Origin of the sequence: Agromyces sp. H17E-10 (genome assembly GCF_022919715.1) — a bacterium.
GTDB lineage: Bacteria > Actinomycetota > Actinomycetes > Actinomycetales > Microbacteriaceae > Agromyces.
Map to the genome: position 1 here is coordinate 410,734 of NZ_CP095042.1, position 14,309 is coordinate 425,042.

Annotated in this window: 15 protein-coding genes; 2 read left to right on the top strand and 13 right to left on the bottom strand. The window is 69.2% G+C overall.

From position 1 onward, the window contains the following. Positions 1–2 precede the first annotated feature (2 nt). The 12 genes from atpD to MUN74_RS02005 all read right to left on the bottom strand — a co-directional run bounded on the left by atpD (position 3) and on the right by MUN74_RS02005 (position 11,251). On the bottom strand, positions 3–1,457 hold the full coding sequence (gene atpD, locus MUN74_RS01950) for a F0F1 ATP synthase subunit beta (protein ID WP_244854697.1): 1,455 nt from the start codon (positions 1,455–1,457) through the stop codon (positions 3–5). Positions 1,458–1,480: 23 nt separating this feature from the next. Next, positions 1,481–2,377 carry a F0F1 ATP synthase subunit gamma gene (locus MUN74_RS01955; RefSeq protein ID WP_244854698.1) on the bottom strand — a complete coding sequence of 299 codons (897 nt, stop codon included), beginning with the start codon at positions 2,375–2,377 and terminating at the stop codon, positions 1,481–1,483. 40 nt (positions 2,378–2,417) lie between these two features. Continuing rightward, complete coding sequence (atpA, locus tag MUN74_RS01960; RefSeq protein ID WP_244854699.1) at positions 2,418–4,058, bottom strand: F0F1 ATP synthase subunit alpha; 1,641 nt, start codon at positions 4,056–4,058, stop codon at positions 2,418–2,420. A gap of 92 nt (positions 4,059–4,150) precedes the next feature. Continuing rightward, the gene (locus MUN74_RS01965; protein WP_244854700.1) at positions 4,151–4,945 is read right to left on the bottom strand and encodes a F0F1 ATP synthase subunit delta; all 795 of its coding nucleotides are present in this window, start codon (positions 4,943–4,945) and stop codon (positions 4,151–4,153) included. A gap of 3 nt (positions 4,946–4,948) precedes the next feature. Then, positions 4,949–5,506: a F0F1 ATP synthase subunit B gene (locus MUN74_RS01970; protein WP_244854701.1), complete on the bottom strand. Its 558-nt coding sequence runs from the start codon at positions 5,504–5,506 to the stop codon at positions 4,949–4,951. 28 nt (positions 5,507–5,534) lie between these two features. Next, positions 5,535–5,771, bottom strand: coding sequence for an ATP synthase F0 subunit C (gene atpE / locus MUN74_RS01975; protein WP_231431480.1), 237 nt, complete (start codon positions 5,769–5,771; stop codon positions 5,535–5,537). A gap of 55 nt (positions 5,772–5,826) precedes the next feature. Further along, a complete protein-coding gene (gene atpB / locus MUN74_RS01980; RefSeq protein ID WP_244856309.1) occupies positions 5,827–6,624 on the bottom strand; it encodes a F0F1 ATP synthase subunit A in 798 nt (265 codons plus the stop codon). A 182-nt stretch (positions 6,625–6,806) separates the two neighbouring features. Further along, on the bottom strand, positions 6,807–7,286 hold the full coding sequence (locus tag MUN74_RS01985; RefSeq protein ID WP_244854702.1) for a Cg1360 family ATP-synthase-associated protein: 480 nt from the start codon (positions 7,284–7,286) through the stop codon (positions 6,807–6,809). A gap of 52 nt (positions 7,287–7,338) precedes the next feature. After that, positions 7,339–8,607: an MraY family glycosyltransferase gene (locus MUN74_RS01990; protein ID WP_244854703.1), complete on the bottom strand. Its 1,269-nt coding sequence runs from the start codon at positions 8,605–8,607 to the stop codon at positions 7,339–7,341. Next, positions 8,604–9,398 carry an L-threonylcarbamoyladenylate synthase gene (locus MUN74_RS01995; RefSeq protein ID WP_244854704.1) on the bottom strand — a complete coding sequence of 265 codons (795 nt, stop codon included), beginning with the start codon at positions 9,396–9,398 and terminating at the stop codon, positions 8,604–8,606. Before MUN74_RS01995 ends, MUN74_RS01990 begins: the two co-directional genes overlap by 4 nt. Before the next feature lie 88 nt (positions 9,399–9,486). Next, positions 9,487–10,305 carry an ABC transporter permease gene (locus tag MUN74_RS02000; RefSeq protein WP_244854705.1) on the bottom strand — a complete coding sequence of 273 codons (819 nt, stop codon included), beginning with the start codon at positions 10,303–10,305 and terminating at the stop codon, positions 9,487–9,489. Positions 10,306–10,318: 13 nt separating this feature from the next. Then, positions 10,319–11,251: an ATP-binding cassette domain-containing protein gene (locus tag MUN74_RS02005; RefSeq protein ID WP_244854706.1), complete on the bottom strand. Its 933-nt coding sequence runs from the start codon at positions 11,249–11,251 to the stop codon at positions 10,319–10,321. A 130-nt stretch (positions 11,252–11,381) separates the two neighbouring features. On the opposite strand from MUN74_RS02005, the gene MUN74_RS02010 reads away from it, so the two are divergent. Then, complete coding sequence (locus MUN74_RS02010) at positions 11,382–12,383, top strand: TetR/AcrR family transcriptional regulator (RefSeq protein ID WP_244854707.1); 1,002 nt, start codon at positions 11,382–11,384, stop codon at positions 12,381–12,383. Positions 12,384–12,404: 21 nt separating this feature from the next. On the opposite strand, the gene prmC is transcribed toward MUN74_RS02010, so the two are convergent. Then, positions 12,405–13,253 (bottom strand): peptide chain release factor N(5)-glutamine methyltransferase, encoded by an 849-nt coding sequence (prmC, locus tag MUN74_RS02015; protein WP_244856311.1) that lies wholly within the window; start codon positions 13,251–13,253, stop codon positions 12,405–12,407. A 118-nt stretch (positions 13,254–13,371) separates the two neighbouring features. On the opposite strand from prmC, the gene cysK reads away from it, so the two are divergent. After that, positions 13,372–14,307 carry a cysteine synthase A gene (gene cysK, locus MUN74_RS02020; protein WP_244854708.1) on the top strand — a complete coding sequence of 312 codons (936 nt, stop codon included), beginning with the start codon at positions 13,372–13,374 and terminating at the stop codon, positions 14,305–14,307. Positions 14,308–14,309 lie beyond the last annotated feature (2 nt).

Here is a 14,309-nt window from a genome sequence, read left to right on the forward strand (position 1 = left end):
GCTCAGCCGTTCTCCTTCTGGATCTGCGCCCACTTCTCTTCGACGTCGGTGATCGGGCCGACGTTGAAGAACGCCTGCTCGGCGACGTGGTCGAAGTCACCCCGGGCGATGGCGTCGAACGACTCGATCGTGTCCTTCAGCGGCACGGTCGAACCCTCGACACCCGTGAACTTCTTCGCCATGTAGGTGTTCTGCGAAAGGAACTGCTGGATGCGGCGCGCGCGGGCCACGGTGATCTTGTCCTCTTCCGAGAGCTCGTCGACACCGAGGATGGCGATGATCTCCTGCAGCTCCTTGTTCTTCTGGAGGATCTGCTTGACCGTCGTCGCGACGCGGTAGTGGTCGGCACCCAGGTAACGGGGGTCCATGATTCGCGACGTCGAGGTCAGCGGGTCGATCGCGGGGTACAGACCCTTCGAGGCGATCTCACGCGAGAGCTCGGTGGTCGCGTCGAGGTGCGCGAACGTCGTGGCCGGCGCCGGGTCGGTGTAGTCGTCGGCGGGCACGTAGATCGCCTGCAGCGACGTGATCGAGTGACCGCGCGTCGAGGTGATGCGCTCCTGCAGGATGCCCATCTCGTCGGCGAGGTTCGGCTGGTAGCCCACCGCGGAGGGCATGCGGCCGAGCAGCGTCGACACCTCGGAACCGGCCTGCGTGAAGCGGAAGATGTTGTCGATGAAGAGCAGCACGTCCTGCTTCTGCACGTCACGGAAGTACTCCGCCATCGTCAGAGCCGAGAGGGCGACGCGCAGACGCGTCCCCGGCGGCTCGTCCATCTGGCCGAAGACGAGGGCGGTCTTGTCGAAGACGCCCGCCTCCTCCATCTCGTGGATGAGGTCGTTGCCCTCACGGGTGCGCTCGCCGACACCGGCGAACACCGACACACCGCCGTGGTCCTGCGCGACGCGCTGGATCATCTCCTGGATGAGGACGGTCTTGCCGACGCCCGCACCACCGAACAGACCGATCTTTCCACCCTGCACGTACGGCGTGAGGAGGTCGATCGACTTGATGCCGGTCTCGAAGAGCTGCGTCTTCGACTCGAGCTGGTCGAAGGCCGGGGGCTTGCGGTGGATCGGCCAGCGCTCGGTAACCTCGATCGTCTCGCCGGGCTCGAGGTTCAGCACCTCGCCCATGACGTTGAAGACCTTGCCCTTGGTGACGTCGCCGACGGGCACCGAGATCGGGGCACCGGTGTCGCGCACCTCCTGGCCGCGGACGAGTCCGTCGGTCGGCTTCAGGGCGATGGCGCGCACGAGGTCGTCGCCGAGGTGCTGCGCGACCTCGAGGTTCAGCGTCGTGGTCTCGCCGCCGATGGTGACGTCGGTCTGGAGCGCGTTGTAGATCTCGGGGATCGAGTCGTGCGGGAACTCGATGTCGACGACGGGGCCGGTCACTCGGGCGATGCGGCCGACGGCGACGGCCTGGTCAGCGACCATGTCGATGGTGTCAGTCATTCTGCTCACTCTTTCTGGATTTGCTACTTGGCGGCGACGAGCGCGTCCGCGCCGCCCACGATCTCGGAGATCTGCTGCGTGATCTCGGCCTGGCGCGCGTTGTTCGCCAGGCGGGTGTAGTCGGTGATGAGCTTGTCGGCATTGTCGGACGCCGACTTCATCGCCTTCTGCGTCGCCGCGTGCTTGGCGGCGGCCGACTGCAGGAGCGCGTTGAAGATGCGGCTCTCGATGTACACCGGCAGCAGGCCGTCGAGCACGGTCTCGACGTCGGGCTCGAACTCGTACAGGGGCTGCACGGTCGAGTCGGGCTCTTCGACGCCTTCGACGACCTCGAGCGGCAGGAGGCGCACGACCGTGGGGGTCTGCGTCATCATGCTGACGAAGGTGTTGTAGACGACGTGGATCTCGTCGACGCCGCCGTCGGCGGCGTCGCGCAGGAACGACTCGAGCACCGCGTCGGCGATCTCCTTGGCGAGCTCGAACTCGGGGTTCTCGCTCTGCCCGACCCACTGCTGCTCGAACTCGCGGTGGCGGAACTGGAAGTACCCGACCGCCTTGCGTCCGACGAGGAAGTACACGACCTCCTTGCCCTGCGAGCGGAGCAGCTCGGCGAGCTCCTCCGCCTCACGCAGGACCTGCGAGTTGAACGCACCGGCGAGGCCGCGGTCGCTCGTGAGGATCACGATCGCCGCGCGCTCGATCTTCTCGGGCTCGGTCGTCAGCACGTGGTCGACGTTCGAGTACGTCGCCACGGCCGAGACGGCACGGGTGATCGCCCGCGAGTACGGCGTCGAAGCCGCCACCCTCGCCTGCGCCTTCTGGATGCGCGAGGCGGCGATGAGCTCCATCGCCTTGGTGATCTTCTTCGTCGTCTGGGCAGACTTGATCTTCTGCCGGTAGACCCGAAGTTGCGCTCCCATGTCTCTCCTGTATCCCTATGCCCGGTGAGTCGCCCGGCGCCTAGCGGCGACCCTTGACGATCTTCTCCTGGTTGACGTCTTCGGCGGCGATGGCCTCGAACTGCTCCGACCCGACCGAGGCGAGCGGCTTGCCCTCGCCGGTCTGGAACTCGTTCTTGAACGTCGCGACCGAGGACTCGAGCTTCGAGATGGTCTCGTCCTCGAGCTTGTTGGTCGCGCGCAGCACGTCGAGCACATCGGTGTTGCGGCGCAGGTAGTCGAGGAACTCGGCCTCGAAGCGCAGGATGTCCTCCACCGGCACCTCGTCGAGGTGGCCCTTGGTGCCGGCCCAGATCGAGACGACCTGGTCCTCGACGGGGTACGGCGAGTACTGCGGCTGCTTCAGCAGCTCGGTGAGACGCGCACCACGGGCGAGCTGGCGACGGCTCGCGGCGTCGAGGTCGGACGCGAACATCGCGAACGCCTCGAGCGAGCGGTACTGGGCGAGCTCGAGCTTCAGCGTGCCCGAGACCGACTTGATCGACTTGACCTGCGCGTCGCCACCGACTCGCGAGACCGAGATGCCGACGTCGACGGCCGGACGCTGGTTCGCGTTGAAGAGGTCGGACTGGAGGAAGATCTGGCCGTCGGTGATCGAGATCACGTTGGTCGGGATGTACGCCGAGACGTCGTTCGCCTTGGTCTCGATGATCGGCAGACCGGTCATCGAACCCGCACCGAGCTCGTCGGAGAGCTTCGCGCAACGCTCGAGGAGGCGCGAGTGCAGGTAGAAGACGTCGCCGGGGTACGCCTCGCGGCCCGGCGGGCGACGGAGGAGGAGCGACACGGCACGGTAGGCCTCGGCCTGCTTCGACAGGTCGTCGAAGATGATGAGGACGTGCTTCGAGTCGTACATCCAGTGCTGGCCGATGGCCGAGCCGGTGTACGGCGCGAGGTACTTGAAGCCCGCCGGGTCGGAGGCCGGCGCGGCGACGATCGTGGTGTACTCCATCGCGCCGGCGTCTTCGAGGGCGCCCTTCACCGAGGCGATGGTCGAGCCCTTCTGGCCGATCGCGACGTAGATGCAGCGAACCTGCTTCGACGGGTCGCCCGACTCCCAGTTCGCCTTCTGGTTGATGATCGTGTCGATCGCGATCGCGGTCTTGCCGGTCTGGCGGTCGCCGATGATGAGCTGGCGCTGGCCGCGGCCGACCGGGATCATCGCGTCGATCGCCTTGATGCCGGTCTGGAGCGGCTCGTGCACGCTCTTGCGCTGCATGACGCCGGGAGCCTGGAGCTCGAGGGCGCGACGACCCTCGATGCCGGTGATCTCGCCGAGTCCGTCGATCGGGTTGCCGAGCGGGTCGACGACGCGGCCGAGGTAGCCCTCGCCCACGGGGACCGAGAGGACCTCGCCCGTGCGGGTCACCTCCATGCCCTCTTCGATGCCGGTGAACTCGCCGAGCACGACGACGCCGATCTCGTCTTCTTCGAGGTTCAGGGCGAGACCGAGGGTGCCGTCCGCGAAGCGGACGAGCTCGTTCGCCATGACCGACGGGAGGCCGCCAACGTGAGCGATGCCGTCGGCGGCGTCGGTGACGTACCCGACCTCGGTCTTCTGCGCCTGGCCCGGCTCGTACGACGAGACGAACTCCGAGAGAGCCGAACGGATCTCGTCGGGGCTGATGGAGAGTTCTGCCATTGCCATTTCCTTTTCTGGGCCGGGCCTCGTCGGCGCCGGTTTCAGCTTCTCTGTGTGGCGGCGCTGCACGCCGGTCGTGGTGTCAACCGGCGTCAGCCGGCAAGCTTCTGCCTCAGCGAGCCGAGGCGGCTGGCGACGCTGCCGTCGATGACGTCGTCGCCGATCTGGATGCGGACCCCGCCGATGAGGGTGGGGTCGACGATCGTGTCGAAACGGATCGGACGCCCGGCCTGAGCCGCGAGCCCCTTCTCGAGACGGCCGAGCTGCTCGGCCGAGAGTGCGACCGCGGTCGTCACGGTCGCCACGTCGAAACCGCGCTGGTCGGCGACGACGGATGCCGCGTGCCGGAGCGCCTCGCCGATGCGACGGCCGCGGGGCTGCTGCACGAGGTGGCGCACGATCGCGACGGTCTGCGGTGCCGCCTTGCCGTCGAGCAGGCGGTCGACGAGCTTCGTCTTCGCCTCGGCTGCGCTCAGCTTGGAGCCGAGCGCGAGCTCGAGCTCGGCGTCGGAGGCGACCGCCCGGTCGAACGCGAAGAGCTCGGCGTCGATGTCGACGCCCTCCGCCGCGGAATCGGTCGCGACGCGGTAACCGAGGTCTTCGATGCCCGCCAGGAAGTCGTCGCCCGACGACCAGCGGCTCGAGGCCGCTGCGACGAGCAGCGACACCGATGCGGCCGGCAGCTGCGACCCGAAGACCCGCTCGATGAGCGTGCGCTTCTGGGCGGCGTCGGCCTCCGCGTCGGTCAGCGCCGTGCGCAACTGCGACGACGCACCGATCACGCGGCCGGCGGCGAGGAGCCCCTCGGCGACGGGAAGTTCGGCCCGGCCGAGCTCCGCGAGCGCAGCTCGCGTCCCGGCCAGGGCCCCTCTCGTAGCGCTACCCATGGATTACTTCTTCCCCCCGGCGGCGGCCTCGGAGGCCTCCAGGTCGGCGAGGAAGCGGTCGACGACGGCGGTCGCCTTCGCGTCGTCGGAGAGCGACTCGCCGATGACGCCCGACGCGAGGTCGATGGCGAGGGTGCCCACCTCGGAGCGGAGCGAGACGAGTGCCGACTGGCGCTCCGCCTCGATCTGCGCCTGCGCGCTCGCGGTGACCCGCGAGGCCTCGGCCACAGCCGTGTCCTTGGCCTCGGCGACGATCTTCTTGCCGTCCTCGCGGGCGGTCTCGCGGATGCGGCCCGCCTCGGTGCGCGCGTCGGCGAGCTGGGCGGTGTACTCCTCGAGTGCCGCCTCGGCCTTGCGCTGCGCCTCATCGGCCTTCGCGATGTTGCCCTCGATGGCCTCGGCACGCTCGTCGAGCATCTTCTGGACGCGCGGGAGCACGTACTTCCAGAAGAAGAGGAGGAGGATGACGAAGATGACGCCGGACCACACGAGGTCGTAGACCTCGGGGATCAGCGGGTTTCGCGTACTCTCCTCCGCGGCGCTCACTACAGAGTGAAGCATGTGTTGACTCCTCGCGGGGCTGGAGGGTTTACGGGAACGGGATGAAGGCGACGGCGATGCCGACGAAGGCGAGCGCCTCGGTGAAGGCGATACCGATCCACATCAGGACCTGCAGGCGGCCGGCGAGCTCGGGCTGGCGGGCGACGCCCTCGATCGTCTTGCCGACGACGATGCCCACGCCGATGGCCGGGCCGATGGCTGCGAGGCCGTAACCGACCGAGGCGATGTGTCCGTTGATCTCAGCGAGAACGGTCGTTGCGTCCACGTTGTTTACCTTTCGTTGTGGTGGAGTTGTGGGCGGGGATGCCCGAGTCGTGCGATCAGTGCTCTTCGGCGACGGCGAGCTGGATGTAGACCGCCGTCAGCACGGTGAAGACGTACGCCTGGAGCACCGCGACGAGGATCTCGAACACCGTGAAGGCGAACCCGAAGGCGAACGTGCCGACACCCATGAGCTTGAACAGGCCGGGCGCGGTGAACAGGAAGAACCAGGTCGCCGAGAAGCACAGCACGAGCAGCATGTGGCCCACGAGCATGTTCATGAGCAGTCGGAGCGTCAGCGTCACCGGGCGGATGATGAAGGTCGAGATGAACTCGATCGGCGTCACGATGAAGTAGACGGGCCAGGGCACGCCAGCGGGGAACAGCGCGTTCTTGAAGAAGTTCGCGGGGCTCTTCTTCACACCCGCGTAGATGAAGGTCACGTACGAGATCGCGGCGAGCACGAACGGCACGCCGATGACCGAGGTGCCGGCGATGTTCAGACCCGGGAAGATGCCCGTCAGGTTCATGAACAGGATCATGAAGAACATCGTCGTGAGGATCGGCAGGAACCGCTTGCCGTCCTTCTTGCCGAGCAGGTCGTCGGCGATGTTCACGCGCACCAGGTCGAGACCCATCTCGACGAGGCTCTGGAAGCGACCGGGAACGACCCGCATGCGACGCGTGCCGAGCCAGAAGATCACGAGCAGCGCGATGATGGCGATGATGCGGACCATCATGACGCGGTTGATCGCGAACGGCGTGCCCTCGAAGAGGAAGACTTCGGGGAAGAACTCGTCGAGACTGGGCCCGTGGAATCCGCCTTCGTCGGCGGCGGTCAGAACCAGCTGGTTCAGAGCGTGTGCTAGCAGGGCTCTCTCCTGTTTCGGGGCGTGGAGCAGGGGCTCTCGCGACGACGAACATCGGAAACGGGTTTCGCACAGGCCGGAGCCCTGCGAAAACCGTGGGGGATCGCCATTACTCTAGCAAGACTTCTACGAGCAGACGAATTCGAGATCGAAGGTCGTTCGGCTGAGGTTCAGTCGTCTTCGGGAGCCTTGGGCAGCGTGACGTCGCTGGCGTAGGGCAGGCGCGACTTCGCGACGACGAGCACGTCGACCACGAGCGAGGCGATGACGCCCGCCACGAGGCTCAGGAACACCACCATCGGGTCGAGCCACGCGGCATCCCGCAGCACGAACACGAGCACGATGAAGAGCACGAACTTCAGCAGCCAGCCCCCGAGCACGATGCCGAAGAAGATGCCGACGAACAGGTCGCTGCCCGCGAAGCGGTTGGCCAGGAGGATGGTGCCGGCCGTGATGCCCATGAACAGCACCGCCATGAGCGTGCCGACGATGCCGCCCCACAGGCCGGGGAGCCCGGCGAAGACGTAGCCGAGCACGGCGCTCACGACGAGGATGACGCCCGCGAGCGCCCCTCCCCACGCGAGTGCGCGCTTCAGCACGGGGTTCGAGGTGGGGGTGCGGTCGGCGGGTTCGGGGCGTGCGTCGCTCATCGTGCTCCAGTCCCCGGGTCGGGGGTGCGGTCGGCCGATCCGGGGCGTGCGGTCATCGCGCTCCGGTCGGGGGGTCGCCCGATTCTACCGAGGGCGAACCTGCGAGTTCGTCGACCGCGACATCGGGCAGGTCGGCCGATGCGTCGACGTGGGTCGCCGACGGCGGACGCTCCTCCGCGGCGACGGTGAGCCGCTTGCGCCGGCCGAGCGGGGCGAGCGTGATGATCGTGCAGGCGAGGAATCCGACGCCGAGGAACACGAACGCCCACCAGGTGCTCAGGTGGAAGTAGACGGGCAGCACGTAGGTGAGCAGGCACCCCACCGAGGCGACGGCCGTCCAGCCGTACAGGATGAGCACGGCGTTGAGGTGCGAATGACCCATGTCGAGCAGGCGGTGGTGCAGGTGCTTGCGGTCGGCGGCGAACGGCGACTTCCCTGCACGCAGGCGGCGGATGACCGCCATGCCGAAGTCGAGCAGGGGGATGATGAGCACCACGAACGGCAGGATGATCGGCATGAACGCGGCGAACAGCTCGCTGAACCCGACGCCGCGCGGGTTGATCTGCCCGGTGACCGCGATCGCCGAGGTCGCCATGAGCAGGCCGATGAGCAGGGCGCCGGCGTCGCCCATGAAGAGCTTCGCGGGGTGCCAGTTGAGCGGCAGGAAGCCCGCGCACGCGCCCACGATGACGACGGCGAGGAGCGACGCGAGGTTGAAGTAGTTGAGCGGCGAGGTCTGCTGCACGAGCAGGTACGTGTAGAGGAAGAACACGCCGTTGGCGATGAGCGAGACGCCGGCGACGAGGCCGTCGAGCCCGTCGATGAAGTTGACGGCGTTCATCACGAGCACGATGACGAACACCGTGAGCGTCGCACTCAGCCACGACGGGATGAGCGTGATGCCCGCGATCGGCAGCGACACGATCGTGACGCCCTGCCAGGCGACGAGGCCCGCGGCGATGAACTGGCCGGCGAGCTTCGTCGTCCAGTCGAGGTCCCAGATGTCGTCGGCGACGCCGATGAGCACGATGAGCAGGGCGGCCCCGAGGATCGCGAGCATCTGGGCGGGGTTCTGGAAGATGATCGCGACGTTCGCGAACCGCTGGATGCCGAGCGACGACACGAACGCCGCGGCCGCGATCGCGACGAGGATGCCGATGAACATCGCGATGCCGCCGAGCCGCGGCGTCGGCCGGGTGTGCACGTCGCGCTCGCGGATCTTGGGGTAGAGCCGGTACTTGTGGCTCAGCTTCCAGACGAGGATCGACCCGCCGAACGTGACGAGCGCGGCGAGCAGCGCGAGCGACAGGAAGAGGGTCATGAGGCGGCGGGACCCGCTTCGTCGACCGCTTCGTCGGCCGGCTCGCCGGTGCGAGCGGGCGCGTCGTCGACCGTCGCGGATGCCTCGGGCTCGCCTCCCGCGGGAGCGAGCAGCTCCTCCCCCACGACCGCGGCGATGCGCTCGCGTGAGATGACCCCCGCACGCACGATGCGCAGCACGCCGCCCGACTCGGTGAGCCCGGTCGCGTCGACGATCGTCGACGAGGTGTCGCCCGGTCGCTCGCCGATCGCCTCGTACCCGGTGCCGGCGGCACCGCCGTCGAGGTAGACGGCGACCGACTCGCCGAGCATCTCGAGCGCGCTGTCGGCGGTCTTCGCCGACGGCATTCCCGACAGGTTCGCCGACGAGACCGCGAGCGGACCCGTCTCGGCGAGGAGCTCGAGCGCGACCGGATTCGCGGGCATGCGCAGTGCAACCGTGCCGCGGGTCTCGCCGAGGTCCCACTGCAGCGACGGCTGCGCGCGCAGGATCACCGTGAGACCGCCCGGCCAGAACTCCGCGACGAGGTCGCGCACGGCCGACGGCACCTCGGTCGCGAGGGCGTCGAGCGTCGGCAGGCCCGGGATGAGCACGGGCGGCGGCGACGTGCGCTCACGCCCTTTCGCCTCGAGCAGCCGGGCCACGGCCTTCGCGTTGAACGCGTCGGCGGCGACGCCGTAGACCGTGTCGGTCGGCAGCACGACGAGTTCGCCGCGACCGATCGCGCCGCGCGCGAGTCGCATGCCGGTGAGCAGCTGGGAGTCGACCGAGCAGTCGTAGGTGGCAGTCATGACCAGCCGATTCTAGACCAGCGGCGGGAGACGGCCGGATGCCGCGGGCGACGTGCGCCCGCGGCATCCGCGCCGTTCGGCACCCGGCTCAGCGGCGACCCGCCTTGCGACGGAAGAGCCACGCGCCCCAGGCCGCCGCGATGGCGATGATGGCGACGCACCAGCCGACCGCCCACCAGCCCGAGTCGCCTTTCGGGGTGCCCATGAGCAGCGACCGGATCGTCTCGATGACAGGCGTGATGGGCTGGTTCTCGGCGAGCCACTGCAGCCATTCGGGCATCGTGTCGACGGGCACGAACGCGCTCGACACATACGGCAGGAACAGCAGGATGAAGCCGTAGCCGCTCGCAGCCTCCGGCGAGGGGGCGGCGAGGCCGATCGCGGCGAACAGGTAGGTGATGGTCAGGATGTACAGCGCCACCATGCCGAACGCGCCGACCCACTCGAGTGGCGTGGCCGACGGCCGGAACCCGACGAGCAGGGCGACGCCGATCACGATCGCCGTGGCGATGAGGTTGCGCACGAGGCTCACGGCGACGTGCCCCGTGAGCACGGCTCCGCTGCGCAGCGGCATGGTGCGGAACCGGTCGATGATGCCCGTCGTCATGTCGCGGGACACCGAGATCGCGGTCGATGAGGCGCCGAAGCCCGCGCACAGCAGGATGATGCCCGGCACGACGTAGTCGACGTACCCGCCCGACGGATCGATGGCGTTGCCGAAGATGTACGTGAACATCAGCATGAGCATCGTCGGCAGCAGCACCGCCATCATCATGGTGTCGACGTCGCGGATCGTGTGGATGAAGCTGCGGGTGATGAACACCCGTTCGGCGGCGAAGCCGCGCAGGCGCGGGCGACGCAGGTCGTCGCGTGCGACGACGGCGGGCGGTGCGGTGAGCGTGGTCATTCGAAGGCTCCGATCAGTTCGTGGCGATGAGTTCGGGGGCGGATGCCTCGCGGTCGGCGTCGCGGGGGTCGCGGCCGCCGCCCGTGATGGCGAGGAAGACGTCGTCGAGGCTCGGCCTGCGGATCGTGACCTGACGGCCGTCGACCCCGTCGTGGGCGCTGCGGTCGAGTTCGTCGATCGCCGCACGCAGTCCGTGCACGCTGCCGTCGGTGGGCAGTTCGCGCAGCAGCACCCCGTCGGCGTCGCGGAGCTCGACGACGTCGCCGCCGACGCGCGCCTTCAGCTCGTCGGCGGTGCCCTCCGCGGCGACGCGGCCGCCGTCGAGGACGGCGATGCGATCGGCGAGCCGGTCGGCCTCCTCGAGGTACTGCGTCGTGAGGAAGATCGTCGTACCCGCCTCGGCGAGCGAGCGGATCACCGCCCAGAGGTCCTGCCTGCTCCGGGTGTCGAGGCCCGTGGTCGGCTCGTCGAGGAACAGAACGGGCACGGGCACGACGAGGCTCAGCGCGAGGTCGAGTCGGCGCCGCATGCCGCCCGAGTAGGTGCCGAGCCGCCGGTCGGCGGCCTGCTCGAGGTCGAACCGCGCGACGAGCTCGGCCGCGCGTCGTCGGGCGTCGCGCCTCGACAGACCAGAGAGCCGCCCCATCATGACGAGGTTCTCGCGAGCGGTGAGCGCCTCGTCGACGGCTGCGGCCTGCCCCGTCAGGGCGATGCGCTGCTGCACCTCCCCCGGTTCGCGGGCGACGTCGTGGCCGAGGACCCGGACCGTGCCGCCGTCGGGCTTCACGAGCGTCGTGAGGATGTTGATGGTCGTCGTCTTGCCCGCGCCGTTCGGTCCGAGCAGCGCGAAGACGCTGCCAGCGGGGACCGCGAGGTCGAGCCCCGCGAGCACCTCGGTGCGGCCGAACGCCTTGCGGAGGCCGCGTGCGTCGATGGCGAGTTGCATGTCGTGCTCCTGTCGATCGGGATGCTCGTCCGCGTTCCGCGTACGTCGCAAACTGTTTATGTAATCCACTGTTGTTTAAGTAATACACAGTTCTAGACTGAGGTCAACCCGCCGATCCGAACGGAGCCGAATGAGCGACGCGCGAACCGACCCCGAACTCCCCCGCGGCGTCGCCCTGGCCTGGGGCGTCGCAGCCCATCCGCAACGCGGTCCGAAGCGCGAGCTCTCGATCGAGCGCATCGTCGACGCCGCGATCGAGATCGCCGACGCCGAGGGGCTCGGAGCCGTGTCGATGAGCCGCGTGGCGGGGTCGCTCGGGTTCACGACGATGTCGCTCTACCGGTACGTCACGAGCAAGGACGACCTCATCCTGCTCATGCAGGAGGGCGCGTTCGTGCCGCCCGTGCCCGACGACGCCGTCGAGCGCGCGTGGCGCGACGGCGTGCGCGCATGGGTGCTCGCCGTGCGCGGCGCCTACCGGGAGCACCCGTGGCTCGTCGACATCCCGGTCTCAGGCGCGCCGATCACGCCGAACAGCCTCCTGCTCGTCGACTGGTTCCTGCGCGAGGTCCGCGACCTCCCCCTCACCGACGGCGAGAAGATGTCGGCCCTGCTGCTCCTCACGAGCTACGCCCGGGCGACGAGCGCGCAGGAACGCGACCTCGGCGCCGCGGCCGCGACCGCGGCCGACCCGGCCGACGTCACGGGCGAGAACTACTTCGAGGCGCTCACCGAGCTCGTCACCCCCGAACGCTTCCCGTACCTCAGCCCGTTGCTCGCGGCCGGCGGCTACGTCGCCGAGCCCGGCACCCAGGCCGACGGGACCGACGTCGACGACGACTTCGCGTTCGGCCTCGAACGCATCCTCGACGGCATCGCACACCACGTCGAGCGCGACGGAGGGCCCGGCTCGCCCGTTGCGACCGAGCGCGAGCCCGAGCTGCCGCCGCAGCTCGAGCTCCCCCGCGACCCGCGCGTGCGCGACGCCGCGAAGGCCAGGCGCGAGGCGGAGAAGGGCGTGCGCGAAGCGCAGAAGGCGCTCCGGGAGGCGCAGAAGCGAGAGCGCGAGGCGATCAAGCACGCACTCGAACGCGAGAAGGCGGCTCGCGAGAAGGCCGAACGCGCGAAGTAGCCGACGCGCGATCGCACCCGCTCAGCGCACGGCGGTCGTCGCCCGATCGCGGCCCGTGAGGTCGCGGTGGTGGTCGATCGCACGCCAGCCGTCGGCCGCGAGCAGCGTCGCGATGTCGGCCGACTGCGCCTCGCCGTGTTCGATCACGAGCACCCCACCCGGTCGCAGCAGCGCGAGCGCGCGCCGGGAGAGCACGCGCACGACGTCGAGCCCGTCGTCGCCGCCGTAGAGCGCCGTCTCGGGGTCGTGCAGCCGCACCTCCGGGTCGCGCGGGATCGCGCCGAGCGGGATGTACGGCGGATTCGAGACGACGACCGACACCTTCCCGTCGAGCTCGGGCAGCGCGTCGGCGAGATCGCCGAAGACGAGCTCGAGGTTGGGCGCGGCCACCTCCTCGACGTTGCGGCGGGTCCAGACGAACGCCTCGGGCGACTTCTCGACCGCCCAGACCCGCGCGTGCGGCACCTCGGTCGCGAGGGCGAGCGCGATGGCGCCCGAACCCGAGCCGAGGTCGATGCCGATCGGCTCGGGCTCGGCGACGGCGCGCAGCGCGTCGATCGCGATCTGCGCGACCCCCTCGGTCTCAGGTCGCGGCACGAACACGCCCGGCCCGACCGCGAGGTCGAGCGAACGGAACGCGGCACGCCCGGTGAGGTGCTGCAGCGGCTCGCGGCGGGCACGACGCGCGACGAGCGACGCCAGCGCCGCGGCATCCGCATCGTCGATGAGGCCGCCGACCACGAGGCGCGCCTGCACGCCGCCGCGGCTGAGGCCGAGCACATGGCCGATCAGCAGCTCGGCGTCGACCTCGGGGTCGGGCACGCCGGCCGCGGCGAGCGTCGCCGTCGTCTCGTCGCGCACCGCGCGCAGCGGTCGTCCTGGCTGTTCGACGGGTGCATCCACGCAATGGAATGTAACGCACGCGCGCGGCCGGGGCCGCGCCCATAGGCTGGGCACACCCGCGACGCCCATCGAGAAAGGCCCGACCATGGCTCAGATCTACGACAACATCACGCAGGCGTTCGGCCGCACCCCGTTGGTCCGCCTCAACCGACTCGCCGACGGCGCCGGCGCGACCGTGCTCGCGAAGCTCGAGTTCTACAACCCCTCCGCGAGCGTGAAGGACCGGCTCGGCGTCGGCATCGTCGACGCGGCCGAGGCCTCGGGCGAGCTGAAGCCCGGCGGCACGATCGTCGAGGGCACGAGCGGCAACACGGGCATCGCCCTCGCCGCGATCGGCGCGGCTCGCGGGTACAAGGTCATCCTCGCGATGCCCGAGACGATGTCGAAGGAGCGCAAGTCGCTGCTCAAGGCCTACGGTGCCGAGCTCGTGCTCACGCCCGGATCCGAGGGCATGAAGGGCGCGGTCGCGAAGGCCGAGGAGATCGCCGCAGCGACCCCCGGTGCGATCCTCGCCCGCCAGTTCGAGAACCAGGCCAACGTCGAGATCCACCGCCGCACGACGGCCGAGGAGGTCTGGGCCGACACCGACGGCGGCGTCGACATCTTCGTCGCCGGCATCGGCACTGGCGGCACCATCTCGGGCGTCGGCCAGGTGCTCAAGGAGCGGAAGCCCTCGGTCGAGGTCGTCGCCGTCGAGCCCGCCGAGTCGCCGATCCTCAACGGCGGCGCACCCGGCCCGCACAAGATCCAGGGCATCGGCGCGAACTTCGTGCCCGACGTGCTCGACCGCACCGTCTACGACGAGGTGCTCGACGTCAACATCGACCAGGCCGTCGAGACGGCGCGTCGTCTCGGCCAGGAGGAGGGCATCCTCGGCGGCATCTCGTCGGGCGCCACCGTCTACGCCGCCCTCGAGCTCGCCAAGCGCCCCGAGAACGCCGGCAAGACCATCGTGGTGATCGTCGCGAGCTACGGCGAGCGGTATCTGTCGACCGTCCTGTACGAGGGTCTGCTTGACTGATC

Bases quoted from the DNA above. Each gene is read 5' to 3' on its own strand.
- cysK (WP_244854708.1), top strand. From the start codon at position 13,372: ATGGCTCAGATCTACGACAACATCACGCAGGCGTTCGGCCGCACCCCG.
- MUN74_RS01995 (WP_244854704.1), bottom strand. From the start codon at position 9,398: ATGACTGCCACCTACGACTGCTCGGTCGACTCCCAGCTGCTCACCGGC.
- MUN74_RS02000 (WP_244854705.1), bottom strand. From the start codon at position 10,305: ATGACCACGCTCACCGCACCGCCCGCCGTCGTCGCACGCGACGACCTG.
- MUN74_RS02010 (WP_244854707.1), top strand. From the start codon at position 11,382: ATGAGCGACGCGCGAACCGACCCCGAACTCCCCCGCGGCGTCGCCCTG.
- MUN74_RS01985 (WP_244854702.1), bottom strand. From the start codon at position 7,286: ATGAGCGACGCACGCCCCGAACCCGCCGACCGCACCCCCACCTCGAAC.
- MUN74_RS01965 (WP_244854700.1), bottom strand. From the start codon at position 4,945: ATGGGTAGCGCTACGAGAGGGGCCCTGGCCGGGACGCGAGCTGCGCTC.
- MUN74_RS02005 (WP_244854706.1), bottom strand. From the start codon at position 11,251: ATGCAACTCGCCATCGACGCACGCGGCCTCCGCAAGGCGTTCGGCCGC.
- MUN74_RS01990 (WP_244854703.1), bottom strand. From the start codon at position 8,607: ATGACCCTCTTCCTGTCGCTCGCGCTGCTCGCCGCGCTCGTCACGTTC.
- MUN74_RS01970 (WP_244854701.1), bottom strand. From the start codon at position 5,506: ATGCTTCACTCTGTAGTGAGCGCCGCGGAGGAGAGTACGCGAAACCCG.
- atpA (WP_244854699.1), bottom strand. From the start codon at position 4,058: ATGGCAGAACTCTCCATCAGCCCCGACGAGATCCGTTCGGCTCTCTCG.
- atpD (WP_244854697.1), bottom strand. From the start codon at position 1,457: ATGACTGACACCATCGACATGGTCGCTGACCAGGCCGTCGCCGTCGGC.
- MUN74_RS01955 (WP_244854698.1), bottom strand. From the start codon at position 2,377: ATGGGAGCGCAACTTCGGGTCTACCGGCAGAAGATCAAGTCTGCCCAG.